The 14491-nt window shown below is 59.4% G+C and carries 10 protein-coding genes and 2 pseudogenes; all 12 read left to right on the forward strand.

All coding sequences use genetic code 11. The features are described 5' to 3' along the window. Positions 1–6: 6 nt before the first annotated feature. The 12 genes and pseudogenes from AC3IX4_RS10490 (at position 7) to AC3IX4_RS10545 (ending at position 14024) form a co-directional block, all read left to right on the forward strand. Complete coding sequence (locus tag AC3IX4_RS10490) at positions 7–1149, forward strand: acyl-CoA dehydrogenase family protein (protein ID WP_489260461.1); 1143 nt, start codon at positions 7–9, stop codon at positions 1147–1149. A 62-nt stretch (positions 1150–1211) separates the two neighbouring features. Beyond that, positions 1212–1961 carry an electron transfer flavoprotein subunit beta/FixA family protein gene (locus tag AC3IX4_RS10495; protein ID WP_489260462.1) on the forward strand — a complete coding sequence of 250 codons (750 nt, stop codon included), beginning with the start codon at positions 1212–1214 and terminating at the stop codon, positions 1959–1961. Beyond that, a complete protein-coding gene (locus AC3IX4_RS10500; RefSeq protein ID WP_489260463.1) occupies positions 1961–2905 on the forward strand; it encodes an electron transfer flavoprotein subunit alpha/FixB family protein in 945 nt (314 codons plus the stop codon). Before AC3IX4_RS10495 ends, AC3IX4_RS10500 begins: the two co-directional genes overlap by 1 nt. 10 nt (positions 2906–2915) lie before the next feature. After that, positions 2916–4430, forward strand: a complete 1515-nt coding sequence (locus AC3IX4_RS10505) for a 3-hydroxyacyl-CoA dehydrogenase (protein WP_489260464.1) — start codon at positions 2916–2918, stop codon at positions 4428–4430. A gap of 2 nt (positions 4431–4432) precedes the next feature. Further along, on the forward strand, positions 4433–5635 hold the full coding sequence (locus AC3IX4_RS10510; protein WP_489260465.1) for a 3-oxoadipyl-CoA thiolase: 1203 nt from the start codon (positions 4433–4435) through the stop codon (positions 5633–5635). A 35-nt stretch (positions 5636–5670) separates the two neighbouring features. Further along, positions 5671–6852, forward strand: a complete 1182-nt coding sequence (locus tag AC3IX4_RS10515) for an acyl-CoA dehydrogenase (RefSeq protein WP_489260466.1) — start codon at positions 5671–5673, stop codon at positions 6850–6852. A 522-nt stretch (positions 6853–7374) separates the two neighbouring features. After that, positions 7375–8064, forward strand: a complete 690-nt coding sequence (locus AC3IX4_RS10520; protein WP_489260467.1) for a nitroreductase — start codon at positions 7375–7377, stop codon at positions 8062–8064. Between the two features lie 421 nt (positions 8065–8485). Continuing rightward, positions 8486–9355, forward strand: a pseudogene (sfnG, locus tag AC3IX4_RS10525) (dimethylsulfone monooxygenase SfnG). Between the two features lie 80 nt (positions 9356–9435). Beyond that, positions 9436–10036, forward strand: a pseudogene (locus AC3IX4_RS10530) (reverse transcriptase domain-containing protein); the annotation flags it as partial. A gap of 563 nt (positions 10037–10599) precedes the next feature. Next, complete coding sequence (phaC, locus tag AC3IX4_RS10535) at positions 10600–12300, forward strand: class I poly(R)-hydroxyalkanoic acid synthase (protein WP_489260468.1); 1701 nt, start codon at positions 10600–10602, stop codon at positions 12298–12300. Positions 12301–12568: 268 nt separating this feature from the next. Next, the gene (gene phaP, locus AC3IX4_RS10540; RefSeq protein ID WP_489260469.1) at positions 12569–13126 is read left to right on the forward strand and encodes a TIGR01841 family phasin; all 558 of its coding nucleotides are present in this window, start codon (positions 12569–12571) and stop codon (positions 13124–13126) included. A gap of 154 nt (positions 13127–13280) precedes the next feature. After that, entirely contained in the window at positions 13281–14024 is a 744-nt protein-coding gene (locus tag AC3IX4_RS10545) for a beta-ketoacyl-ACP reductase (RefSeq protein ID WP_489260470.1), read from the forward strand. Positions 14025–14491 lie beyond the last annotated feature (467 nt).

Consider the following 14491-nt stretch of genomic DNA (forward strand, 5'->3'; position numbering starts at 1 on the left):
TACGCAATGGACTTCACACTCAGCTCCGAGCAGCAGATGCTGCAAGACACCGTGGCCCGACTGGCCCGTGATCACTACAGCTTCGAAGCCCGCGAAGGCTACTACCACAGCGAATCCGGCATGAGCCCGGCGTTCTGGAACCAGATGGCCGAACTGGGTCTGTGTTCGGTACCGATTGCCCAGGAACATGGCGGCTTTGGCGGCACTGGTGTGGACAATATGCTGATCATGACCGAGATCGGTCGCAACCTGTGCCTGGAGCCGTTCTTGCAATCGCAGATTCACGCGGCCGGCCTGCTACAGCAGCTGGGCGATGCCAGCCAGCGGGCGGACCTGTTGGTGCAAGTGGCTGAAGGCTCGCTGCAACTGGCGGTGGCTTTGGAAGAACTGCAAAGCCACTACCAGTTGCACGATGTACAGACCCAGGCGCGCCCGGTCGAGGGTGGCTGGTGCCTGTCCGGGCGCAAGATTGCAGTGGTTGGCGCTGCCAGTGCGGGGTTGATCCTGGTATCGGCACGCACCGACGGTGATGCGCGCTGCGAACAAGGCATCAGCCTGTTCCTGGTCGAGGCGCAAGCCCACGGGCTGCAGCGCCGCGATTACCCCTGCATCGATGGCCCGCGTGCCAGCGACCTGATCCTGGACGATGTCTTTGTGGCCCAGGGCGCTTTGCTCGGCAACCTAGGCGAGGCCTTGCCGGCCTTGCGTTACCAGCAGGGCCGCGCCATCGCCGGGCAGTGCGCCGAAGCCATCGGTGGCATGCAGGAAGCCTTTCGCCTGACCCTCGACTATCTCAAGACGCGCAAGCAGTTCGGCGCGCCAATCGGCAAGTTCCAGGTGTTGCAGCACCGCATGGCCGACATGCGCGGCGAGTTGGAAATGGCCACCTCCATGGCGATCCTCGCCGCCTGCGTGGCCGATCAGGCCGACAGCAACGAACGCAGCCGGCAACTGGCGGCGGCCAAATTCGTGGTGGTCCGCGCGGCGCGCCTGATCGCCGAGCAGGCGATCCAGCTGCACGGCGGCATCGGCATGACCTGGGAATACAACCTGGCCCATCACGCCAAGCGCCTGGTGATGCTCAGCCACCAGTTGGGCGATGACGATCACCATTTGCAGGCCTACGCCGAGCTTCTGCACAGCGCCTGATCCATCACTGCATGCGGTGGCCGCCTCGGGTACAGGTCACCGCGCTAATACGGGAACGCACTATGAAAGTACTGGTTGCGGTAAAGCGTGTGGTTGATTTCAACGTCAAGGTTCGCGTCAAGGCGGACAACTCCGGCGTCGACCTCGCAAACGTCAAGATGGCGATGAACCCCTTCTGCGAAATTGCCGTGGAAGAAGCGGTGCGCCTGAAAGAACAAGGCATTGCCACTGAGGTTGTGGTCGTCAGCATCGGCAGCAGCGCCGCTCAGGAGCAATTGCGCACGGCGTTGGCACTGGGGGCCGATCGCGCCATTCTGATTGAAGCCGGCGAAGACCTCGGTTCTCTGGCCGTGGCCAAGCTGCTTAAGGCTGCGGTTGACAAGGAGCAGCCTCAACTGGTGATCCTCGGCAAACAGTCCATCGACAGCGATAACAACCAGACCGGGCAGATGCTCGCTGCGCTGAGCGGCTACGGTCAGGGCACCTTCGCGTCCAAAGTCGCCATCAGCGGCGACAGCGTTGCGGTGACCCGCGAAATCGACGGCGGCGCACAGACGGTTGCCCTGAAACTGCCGGCCATCGTCACCACCGACCTGCGTTTGAACGAGCCGCGCTACGCGTCGCTGCCCAACATCATGAAGGCCAAGAAGAAACCGCTCCAGGTGCTCACTCCGAGCGCCCTGGGCGTCAGCTGCGCTGGCACCGTGCACACCTTGAAAGTCGAGGCACCGGCCGCCCGTAGCGCCGGGATCAAGGTCAAGTCGGTGGCCGAACTGGTCGAGAAACTGAAAAACGAGGCGAAGGTAATCTAATGGCTATCCTGATTATCGCTGAACATACCCATGCAGCACTGGCAGTTGCCACCCTCAATACCGTGACCGCTGCGCAGCAGATCGGTGGCGACATTCATGTGTTGGTCGCAGGCGAGGGCGCTGGCGCCGCGGCTGAAGCGGCGGCAAACGTTGCTGGCGTGACGAAAGTGCTGCTGGCCGACAACGCCGTCTACGCTCACCAGCTACCGGAAAACGTCGCTCCTTTAGTCGTTGCTCTCGTCCAGGAAGCCGGGGCTGACCGGTACAGCCACATCCTGGCTGCCGCCACCAGTCATGGTAAGAACATCCTGCCACGGGTTGCCGCGCAACTGGATGTCGACCAGATCTCCGAGATCATCGCTGTCGAAAGCGCCGATACCTTCAAACGCCCAATCTATGCGGGTAATGCCATCGCGACGGTACAGTCATCTGCCGCCGTGAAAGTGATCACCGTGCGCGGTACCGGGTTCGACGCCGCTGCCGCCGAAGGTGGCAAAGCCGCCATCGAAGCGCTCGCCATGGTCACCGACAGCGGTCAATCGGCTTTCGTCAGTGAAGAGCTGGCCAAGTCCGATCGCCCGGAGCTGACCGCCGCGAAGATTGTCGTGTCGGGTGGCCGTGGCATGCAGAGCGGCGACAACTTCAAACACCTCTATGCGCTGGCCGACAAGCTTGGCGCGGGCGTGGGGGCGTCGCGCGCCGCCGTCGATGCCGGTTTTGTGCCGAACGACATGCAGGTCGGTCAGACCGGAAAAATCGTGGCGCCGCAGTTGTACATCGCCGTGGGCATCTCCGGCGCAATCCAGCATCTTGCTGGCATGAAGGACTCCAAGGTCATCGTGGCGATCAACAAGGACGAAGAGGCGCCGATCTTCCAGGTGGCCGACTACGGTCTGGTGGCGGATCTTTTCGACGCCGTGCCGGAACTGGAACGGGCGATTTGAGGAGGTGCTTGTGAATAGTTTCAAACAAATCGGTGTGATTGGAAGCGGTGCCATGGGCCGGGGGATTGCTCAGTTGTTCGCCACCGCAGGCGTTCCGGTGTTGCTGTATGACAGCCGCAGCGAAGCGACGGAGCAAGCGCTGCAAGCCAACCGGGCGCTGCTTGAGCGCTCGGCAGCCAAGGGCAAGTTGAGCAGTGAAGCACTGGCGAGCGCACTGGCTTGCATGCGAGCGGCCCTAAGCCTTGAGGCCTTGGCCGATTGTGATTTGTTGATCGAGGCGATCGTTGAGAACCTCGAGGCCAAGCAGGGGTTGTTCCGTGCGCTGGAGCAAGTGGTCAGGGCCGATGCGGTGCTGGCGACCAACACCTCATCCTTGTCGGTGAGCCTGATTGCCAGCGCGTGCCGGCATCCCGAGCGGGTGGCCGGGTTTCACTTTTTCAACCCGGTGCCACTGATGAAGATCGTCGAAGTGGTCCGCGGTGAGCTGACCGACCCGCAGGTGGTCGAGCGCCTGGCAGCGTTGGCCGGGCATTCTGGACATTTTGCCGCGACGACGCCTGATTCCCCGGGCTTTCTGGTCAATCATGCCGGGCGGGCCTTCGGTCCGGAGGCATTGCGTATCCTGGGCGAGGGGATTGCCACCCCGGCGCAAATCGATCGCATCCTCAAGGACAGCCTCGGCTTTCGCATGGGGCCCTTCGAGCTGTTCGACCTGGTCGGCCTCGACATCTCCCATGCGGTGATGGAGTCGATTCACACCCAGTTTTACCAGGACCCGCGCTACACCCCATCGGCGCTGGTGCCACCCCGTCTGGCCAGTGGTTTGCTGGGGCGAAAAACAGGGCAGGGCTTCCATCGCTACCAGGACGGTAGCGTGGTCGAGGAAGCGCAGCAGGCGCCGCCGCCGGTGGCCATCACCCAGCCGTTCTGGCTGGACTGCGGCGACTCGGCAATGCGCGAGCGGATAGCGGCGGTGCTGGACGTTGCCGGCGTGGTGCTGGAGCAGGGTGACCAGCCCAGTGCGAACGCCATCTGCCTGCTGACACCGCTGGGCGAGGATGCCAGCAGCGTGATCGCCCGCAAGGGACTGGCGCCGCGACGCAGCCTGGCGCTGGAAACCTTCGCAGGCTTCGACACGCGTCGTGTACTGATGCGCCAACCGGCGGTTGACGCGCAGGTGCTGGCACAAGCAAGCCAAGCCTTGGGCGCTGATGGCGTGCCGGTGGAAGTCATCAATGACTCGCCGGGCTTCATCGCCCAGCGTGTGCTCGCCGGGATCGTCAACCTGGGTTGCGAGATTGCCCAGCGACGTATTGCCGAGCCCGCCACCCTGGACCGTGCGGTGCAATTGGCCCTCGGTTACCCTCATGGTCCGCTGGGTTTTGGTGACCACTACGGTGCGTTGCAGATCCAGCAGATCCTCCACCAACTGTATGACCTGTATCAGGACCCGCGCTATCGGGTCAGCCCCTGGCTGCGTCGCCGAGTCCAGCTCGGCCTGCCCCTGACGACTCCCGAGGAATGAGCATGACTGCCTATATCTACGATGGCTTGCGCTCTCCCTTTGGCCGCCACGGCGGCGCCCTGGCCAGCGTGCGCCCGGATGACCTGCTTGCCAGCGTGGTCCGTGCCTTGGTGGCGCGTAACCCATTTGCCGCGCAGGACTATGAAGACCTGATTGTCGGCTGTACCAGCCAGGCCGGCGAAGATGCGCGCAATCTGGCGCGTCACGTTGTCCTGCTGGCAGGTCTGCCAACGGCCGTTGCTGGTTTGACTGTCAACCGCTTGTGCGGCTCCGGCCTGGCTGCGGTGCTGGATGCGGCCCGCGCGGTGCGGGCCGGTGAAGGCGAGCTGTTTATTGCGGGTGGCGTCGAGAGCATGAGCCGCGCGCCCTTCGTGGTCGCCAAGGCTCAAAGCGCCTATTCACGCGACTTTCGCGTGTACGACAGCAGCATCGGCGCACGTTTTCCCAATCCCAGGGTTGAGTCCGAGTTTGGCGCCGATTCGATGCCGGAGACGGCCGACAACGTTGCCTGTGAACTGGGTATCAGTCGCGAAGACGCCGACGCTTATGCCGCCCGCAGTCAGGCGCTGTTCGACGCGGCGGTGCGGGACGGTTTCCAGGCCGGTGAAATCCTGCCGATCGAGGTGCCTCAGGGGCGTAAGCAAGCGCCGAAGATTATCGAGAGCGACGAGCATCCGCGTCCAGAAAGCAGCTTCGAGGCACTGTCGTACCTGCGCCCACTGTTTGAAGGCGGCGTTGTCACTGCAGGCAATGCGTCGGGCATCAACGATGGCGCGGCCGCGCTGCTGATCGGCTCACGGGGCATGGGTGAGCGATACGGCCTGAAGCCTCGTGCACGAATTCTGGCCGGCGCCGTGGTCGGAGTCGAACCGCGCCTGATGGGTCTTGGGCCGGTGCCTGCCTGCCGCAAGGCCTTGCAACGCGCAGGCCTGAGCCTGGCCGACATGGACCTGATCGAAATCAACGAGGCGTTTGCCGCGCAGGTGCTGGGTTGTGCCAAACAGCTCGGCGTGGCCTTCGATGATCCGCGCCTGAACCCCAACGGTGGCGCCATTGCCGTCGGTCACCCGCTCGGTGCCTCCGGTGCCCGGCTGGCCTACAGCGCGGTGCGCCAACTGGAGCGAAGCAGTGGTCGCTACGCCTTGGTCAGTCTGTGTATTGGCCTGGGCCAGGGCATTGCCTGCGTGATCGAACGCCTCGACTAACAAAACATCACAAGAATGAACTCGGAGAAACACCCATGGCCAACAAGGCAAGCTTCAACTGGATCGATCCACTGCTACTGGATCAACAACTCACCGAAGAAGAGCGCATGGTTCGCGACAGCGCCCAGCAGTTCGCCGCTGACAAGCTGGCGCCCCGGGTACTGGAAGCTTTTCGTCATGAGCAGACCGACCCGGCGATCTTCCGCGAGATGGGCGAGACCGGCCTGCTCGGCGCGACCATTCCCGAAATCTACGGTGGCAGCGGCCTGAACTTTGTGTGCTATGGCCTGATCGCCCGGGAAGTCGAGCGCGTGGACTCTGGCTATCGTTCGATGATGAGCGTGCAGTCCTCCCTGGTGATGCTACCGATCCATGAATTCGGCAACGAAGCCACCAAGCAGAAGTACCTGCCCAAGCTTGCCAGCGGTCATTACATCGGCTGCTTCGGTCTGACCGAACCGAACCATGGCTCCGATCCGGGTTCGATGATTACCCGGGCGAGAAAAGTCGACGGCGGCTACCGCCTGACCGGTAGCAAGATGTGGATCACCAACAGTCCGATTGCTGATGTGTTTGTAGTCTGGGCCAAGGATGACGAAGGCCAGATTCGCGGCTTCGTCCTGGAGAAAGGCTGGCAGGGCCTGAGTGCACCGGTTATCCATGGCAAGGTCGGGCTGCGCGCGTCGATTACCGGCGAAATCGTCATGGATAATGTGTTCTGCCCTGAAGAGAACGCCTTCCCTGACGTGCGTGGCCTGCGCGGCCCGTTCACCTGCCTGAACTCGGCGCGCTACGGCATCGCCTGGGGTGCGCTCGGTGCGGCCGAAGACTGCTGGCACACCGCGCGTCAGTACGTGCTGGATCGCAACCAGTTTGGTCGCCCGTTGGCGGCCAGCCAGTTGATCCAGAAGAAGCTGGCAGATATGCAGACCGAGATCACTCTGGCCCTGCAAGGCTGCCTGCGTTTGGGACGGATGAAAGACGAAGGCACTGCGGCGGTCGAGATCACCTCGATCATGAAGCGCAACAGCTGCGGTAAGTCGCTGGATATCGCGCGTCTGGCGCGCGACATGCTGGGCGGCAATGGTATCAGCGATGAGTTTGGCGTGGCGCGGCATCTGGTCAACCTGGAGGTGGTCAACACCTACGAAGGGACCCACGACGTGCATGCGCTGATCCTGGGGCGTGCGCAGACAGGTATCCAGGCGTTTTTCTGATGTTAGCCTGAAAGGGTTTCCGCCAGGCTCGATGCCCACATGGGTGCATAGGTATCTACACAATTCTGGGGCAGCGCGGCTCTTGTAGCCGCTGCCGAGGTACGAGGCTGCGATCGGCGGCGAAGCCGTCGTAAATTCAGGCCCTTCGGTGTGCCTGATGGATTACGGTCTCAGGTTTTACGGCCGCTTCGCTGCCGATCGCAGCCTCGTACCTCGTCAGCGGCTACATTCGTAGCAGTAGACGAGTTCAGCGAGGCCAGGTCCGGGGACGTAGTCCTCGCAAAGCCTGTACTAGCGGTGTATCTGAATACTGAAGTGCCAGGTTTTACGACTGCTGCGCAGCCGGACGTGGCCTCGTTCTACTCGTCCACTGCTACGAAATGCAGTACACCAAAAGATGTGTAGATACCTATGCACATGGGTGTCAAGCCTGGGCGGAGCCATTGGCACTATTAGCCAATCACAGAAAATCGAAGCAGAACACTCACCCAGGGATACTTGTTCTAATTCCGGAGACAATCCATGCATGTAGATAACGCCATTCGTTCACGCAAGTCAGTCCGCCGCTTCCTGCCCCTGGACATCTCGAAACCGGTGATTGAACATATTCTGCAAGTAGCTTCACGAGCGCCTAGTGGCAACAATTTGCAGCCCTGGCATGTGCATGTGCTGACCGGCGATACCAAGCAGGCGCTGTGTGCCGACATCCTCGAATCCACGGCGGTTGGAGCCGAGGGACATGATCCTGAATATCAGTATTACCCGGACAACTGGTTCGAACCCTACCAGAGCCGTCGCCGCGCCTCCGGTTTTGGCCTGTATGAAGCGCTCGGCATCAACCGCAACGACGTGCAGGCACGCGAGCGCCAGAACCTGCGCAATTTTCACTTCTTCGACGCGCCGGTCGGCCTGCTGATCAGCCTTGATCGCCGACTCAATACCGGCAGCTACATAGACCTGGGCATGTTTATCCAGAACATCATGCTCGCCGCTCGCGGCCAGGGATTGCACACCTGCCCACAGGCGGCATTCGCTTGGTATCACCAGATCGTCCGCCGCCATGTCCCCCTCGCGGACGAGGACATCCTGGTGTGCGGCATTGCACTGGGGCATGAAGACCGTGACGCTCCGGAAAACTATCTGCAGACACATCGCGAACCGGTGGCCGCGTTTACCTCTTTTCATGGTTTCAAAGCGGGGGTGCAAGGGTAAATCGCACTAACCGGTTTGTGAAACCCGGCGCCCTGCACGGGGGCAATTAAGCCACTCGCCGAAATTGGCAGGTACGGTGAGCATTATCAAGACTGGCGAGCAGACGTTGGCGATCCATCCAAGCGGCCCGCTCGAGCACCGCAGGTGTGACTTGATCGTGGGGGGCAGATGCTTCGGCCTTGGCCATAGAATGGTCGCTCGCATCACCACCACGAGTTAGTGGCAAGTGGTGGTAGGCCGCAGCGTTGAGCAGGGCCGCCGGATGACTGTTTGCTGAGCAACAGTTATTCAACAGACTGACCGCCAACGCACAGAGTGAGCTGCGAGTTCTCTGGCTTATCTCATTGAAAATAAACAGAAAAACTATTTTTAACGGTTGCTGCTCTGTCCTTGTACAGGCCTTTTTTGGAGCACACAGAGCATGAGCCAGACCCCGATCAAATTCGCTTATTGGGTACCCAACGCCAGCGGTGGCCTTGTGGTCAGCAAGATCGAGCAACGCACCAGCTGGGACATCGATTACAACCGCAAATTGGCTCAGATCGCCGAGCAGGCAGGCTTTGAATATGCACTGTCACAGATTCGCTTCACCGCAGGTTACGGCGCCGACAACCAGCACGAGTCGGTGACCATCAGCCACGCGCTGTTGGCGGCCACCGAGAAACTCAAGGTGATCGCAATTGGCGACCATCGACCAGTTCACCCATGGCCGGGTGGCGGTCAACATCGTCTCCGGGTGGTTCAGGGGAGAGTTTCGGGCCATCGGTGAGCCGTGGTTGGATCATGATGAGCGCTATCGCCGTTTGGAAGAACTCATCCGTGCCCTCAAGGGCATCTGGACTCAGGGACAACTTCAGTTTCCACGGCGACTTCTACCGCTTCCACGACTACACCCTCAAGCCCAAGCCCGTGCAGCAACCGCACCCAGAAATCTTCCAGGGTGGCAGCTCGCGTGCTGCGCGTGACATGGCCTCACGATTTCACCAACGGCAATACGGTAGAAGGCATCAAGGCCCAGGTGGACGATATTCGTACCAAGGCTGCGCTCAACGGCCACTCGGTGAAAGTCGGGGTCAACGCTTTTATCATCGCTCGCGACACCGAGGCTGAGGCCCGCGCGGTGCTCACTGAAATCATCGCCAAGGCCGACCCTGAAGCCGTCAACGGCTTCGGCAACGAAGCGAAGAATGCGGGCGCTGCAAGCGCGGAATCCGACAGGCATAAGCAGGAAGGTCACGCGAATTACCCTGGGAGATCTGCACGTTTGCCAGTGTGCTACCGAGCGTCGTGAGGCGACGGGATGAACGAGCAGAAGTCAGCCGAGGCCGTAGTAAGTGGCAAATAACCCTGCCACCAAGGGCCGAACAGGTTATGCCGCCAGTAGGCGTCAGAGTCTCGTCGAATGTCGAAAAAGCAGAAATCTCTCAACACGAGGGCTGTAACCCCAAGTCCCGGACGGAATCCGGGGTTTGCGGCTGGCAGTGCGCAGACATCGGCGGCGTCCGTGACGTGGACGAACGCGGAGCCGGACACGTTGATGGCGCGGGTGCTTGCACCGGCCAACCTCAAACGTGCGTATCAGCGCGTAGTCAGCAACAAGGGCGCGCCGGGTGCCGATGGCATGACCGTCGACCAGTTAGCAGGCTACGTGAAACAGTATTGGCCGATCCTCAAGGCTCGGTTGCTAGCCGGTGAGTACCACCCGCAAGGTGTACGCGCCGTTGAAATCCCCAAACCCAAAGGCGGAACTCGCCAACTGGGTATCCCCAGCGTGATGGATCGCCTGATCCAACAGGCACTGCTGCAACAGCTCACACCGACCTTCGACCCACTGTTCTCGGACTACAGTTACGGTTTTCGTCCGGGCAGAAGCGCGCATCAAACCATCGAAACAGCTCGCGGCCATGTGTCTGCGGGTCACCGTTGGTGCGTGGAACTCGATCTTGAGAAGTTCTTGGAACAACCAAACAACTTGCGTTGGCACTCACAGAACAACGCAACGATTGGCCATCCGGTTTTTTCCCCGAATCGGAGCGTTACGATCTTTCAAACCCTTTGTCTCAAGCCTTCGGCAAGCCGATGTCAAGATTTTAAGGTGGTTAGGTATTCTCTCACTGAGCCTACAGACAAGTACTTCTTTACCTTTCCTACCTACCGTCTGGTGACGCCGACGCCTGAGCACGCCGGTCATGCAGACATGTATATGCATGTCTGTTACTGCGTCGACGATGATGAGCTGGATACAGTGCCAAGCAATATGGCAGACAAAGCGTCGACTACCTGTGATCAAAAAAGACAAGCGTCTGGTGGGACTCATTTCATTGGCCACCAGCACCCGATCAGCGGGGCAGTAAACCGGCATTCAGGCGTTTTTCTGACTAGAGTTTGAAACATTTTTCGGGCAGGCTGTGCGCCACAGGCTGGAAATCAAGCCTGAGCGGTAAAACGGGTTCGGTTGTTTCGAGAACAGGCTTTCTGCTGGAGCCTATAACAACAAGACGTTTGGATCGCTCACAATCCAAGGCATGGAGCTTTATGAATAACGCGCACGTGTTCAGTAACTATTGGTCAGGACAAGTCCCTTTTGTCGCCTCTGTCGTGGTGCAACAACTGCGTGTCTGGGTCAGCACAAACCCCTGGTTTTCCGAGTGTGAATACAAGGAATGGTTTGAATTACCGACCGAGGTTGTCGATGGCCTGCAAGCAGATTACAACCAGCAATGGTTTCAGCTCGGTCAACAGCTTTTGACCCAGCAACCCTTCAGTTTTAATGATCGACGTTTCGCCAGTGGCAACTGGAATTCGCCCTTCTTCGGTTCCATGGCCGCCTTCTATCTGCTCAACTCCCGCTTTCTCTTGCAACTGCTCGATGTGCTGCTCATCAAGGAAGAGAGGCCGCGCCAGCGCCTGCGTTATCTATTGGAGCAAGCCATTGCAGCCAGTGCGCCCAGCAACTTCCTGGCGAGTAATCCCGATGCTCTCCATCACCTGGTTGAGACTCAGGGGGCCAGCGTGCTCGCCGGCCTGCTGCACCTGGCCAGCGACCTGGGCGATGGAAAGCTGCGTCAGAGCGATAGTGGCGAGTTCACAGTGGGTGTCGATCTGGCGACCACGCCTGGCGAGGTCGTTTTCGAGAACGACATTTTCCAACTCATCCAGTACTACCCGCAGAGCGAAACCCAATACAAGCAGCCGTTGTTGATCGTGCCGCCCTCGATCAACAAGTATTACATCCTCGATCTGCGTCCTGAAAATTCGATGGTTCGCCACTTGCTGGAGCAGGGGCATCCGGTGTTCATGATGTCCTGGCGCAACTTTGACGAGAAGCATGCCGACAAGACCTGGGATGACCTGATCGAGGACGGTGTGATCACGGCATTGCAAACGACCCGGGCCATCAGCGGCGAACAGCGGCTCAATTGCATGGGCTTCTGCATTGGCGGCACGTTGCTCAGCACCGCGTTGGCAGTTCTCGCGGCGCGCGGCGACCGTGAAATCGGCAGCGTCAGCTTGTTGGCCACCTTTCTCGACTTCCTCGATACTGGGGCAATCGGGATCTTCGTTGACGAACAACTGGTCGCCTATCGCGAGCGCACCATTGGCCGCCGTGGCGATGAGGCGGGACTGTTCCGTGGCGAAGACATGGGCAATGCCTTTTCTCTGCTGCGCCCGAACGAGCTGTGGTGGAACTACAACGTCGACAAGTACCTCAAGGGGCAAAAGCCAGCGCCGCTTGATCTGTTGTTCTGGAATAACGACAGCACCAACATTCCGGGACCGATGTACTGTTTCTACCTGCGCCATACCTATTTGCAGAATGATCTGAAGTCCGGAACGGTTGAATGTTGCGGTGTGAAGGTCGATCTGAGAGCCATCGATGCGCCGGCGTATCTGCTTGCCACTCAGGATGACCATATCGTGCCCTGGAAGAGCGCCTACGCCAGCACCGCACTGCTTTCGGGTCCCAAGCGTTTTGTGCTGGGCGCTTCCGGCCACATTGCTGGCGTCATCAATCCACCGTCCAAGCAGAAACGCCATTACTGGACCAACAACCGGCTCGCAAAAAATCCCGACACCTGGTTCAAGGGTGCTGAGCAGCAAGCGGGGAGCTGGTGGAATGATTGGTCGGCCTGGCTGGTCAAGCATGCAGGCGAGCGTCGGCCCGCCACGGTGGAGCTTGGCAGCGCGCTCTATCCGCTGTTGGAGCCAGCACCGGGTAGTTATGTGAAGCAATAACAGCTGGCGCTTTCAGGTTTTTGCACAGCAAAATAATGATCGAAATCAGGCGGTAAATACCGCCTGATCTGGATTCGTTTGCTTCCATGTTTGCGTGTTTAGCCCGTCTTGCTCAGGTTGGTGGGTGGCGGCAATCTGATTGTGAATAGTTTTTTGCACTGCACAAAAAAGATTGCAAAATAGTTTTGTGCGGTGCAACATTTTGCTCAGTGCGATGCGGTGTCGTGCTAGGTCATTGCCAGCCCCAAACCACCAGGAGGATTCCACGATGAATTTTTTCGACTCGGAAAAACTGCAAAACGCGCAAAAAGCCAACCTCGACGTTCTGCAACAAATCAGCGGTAAAGTTTTCGAAACGTTCGGCAAGTTCAGCCAGCTGCAAATGAAGGCGCTGCAGGCTTCTACCGACGAAGCTTTCGAAGGCTTGCAAAAGCTGCTTTCGGTTCGCGACCCTCAAGGCTTTGCCAAGCTGCAGGTCCAGCCGACGGCACACGCTGAACGTCTGCAGGCGTTCAATCGCGAGGTTTACGAGCTGTTCTCCGGCACTCAGGCGGAGATCGCCAAACTGGCCGAACGTCAGCTTCAAGCGGGCAGCCAGCAGGCGCAGGAATGGGTTGATGTGATCAGCAAAAATGCGCCAGCCGGCAGCGAACCTGTTGTGGATGCATTCAAGTCGGCGATGGGCAATGCCAACAGCGCTTTTGAAAGCGCACAGAAAACCGCCAAACAGACTGCTGAAATCGTCGAGAGTAGTATTGCTGCGGCGACCAACATCGCAGGCCAGGCCACCCGTGAAGCGGGCAAGGCTGCAGGCGGTAACAAGTAAGACCGATTTGTAACGAAATTTTGATGGCGATGGGTCTTTTGTGCATCGCCATTTTTTTGCTTGCCACCAGCGACTGCCTGGCTAGTCGATTTACCGAAGTACCAATCTATCTGGCAGGGATGTCTCTCGTCTCAACTCATCACAGGAAATGATAATGACCAACAAGCGTGTTGCACTGGTTACGGGCGGTATGGGTGGGATCGGCACAGCAATCTGTCGCCGACTGGCTCGTGATGGCTTTATTGTGGTTGCTGGCTGCAGTGCGACGTCTACCCGCAAGGAAGCTTGGCTTGAGCAACAGATGCGTGATGGCTTCGAGTTTCATCATGCAACCGGAGACGTGTCGAACTGGAATGACACCATACAGGCCTTCAACCAGATTCGTGAGGAAGTGGGCCCAATCGACGTATTGGTCAATAACGCAGGTATCACGCGTGATTCAACGTTCAGGAGAATGACCCCCGAGGACTGGACCGCGGTGATCTCTACCAACCTCAACAGCCTGTTCAATACCACCAAGCAGGTCATCGACCCCATGCTCGAACGCGGCTGGGGACGCATCATCAACATCTCATCGGTCAATGGCCAGCGCGGTCAGTTCGGTCAGACCAACTATTCGGCCGCCAAGGCCGGCATCCATGGTTTCACCATGGCACTGGCGCGGGAAGTGGCCAACAAGGGCGTCACCGTCAATACCATCTCCCCTGGCTATATCCAGTCGGACATGACGGCCACCATCCGTGAAGATGTCATGGAAAAGATTGTCGCGGGCATCCCCGCCGCACGCCTTGGTCAGCCGGAAGAAATTGCCTCCATGGTCGCCTGGTTGGCGAAAGACGAAGCCGGCTACGCCACGGGCGCCGACTTCTCGGTCAATGGCGGCTTGAACATGAGCTGATTCGGCAATTGCCGTGAACGGTGCGCCCTCAGGGCATAGGTATCTACACATCTTTTGGTGTACTGCATTTCGTAGCAGTGGACGAGTAGAACGAGGCCACGTCCGGCTGCGCAGCAGTCGTAAAACCTGGCACTTCAGTATTCAGATACACCGCGAGTACAGGCTTTGCGAGGACTACGTCCCCGGACCTGGCCTCGCTGAACTCGTCTACTGCTACGAATGTAGCCGCTGACGAGGTACGAGGCTGCGATCGGCAGCGAAGCGGCCGTAAAACCTGAGACCGTAATCCATCAGGCACACCGAAGGGCCTGAATTTACGACGGCTTCGCCGCCGATCGCAGCCTCGTACCTCGGCAGCGGCTACAAGAGCCGCGCTGCCCCAGAATTGTGTAGATACCTATGCCCTCAGGGCGCACCGTTGCGCCTGCATCTAACGGCACTGTGAAGCTTGCTTGGAGAGTAGGATA

Source organism: Pseudomonas sp. KH_021 (assembly GCF_057838865.1).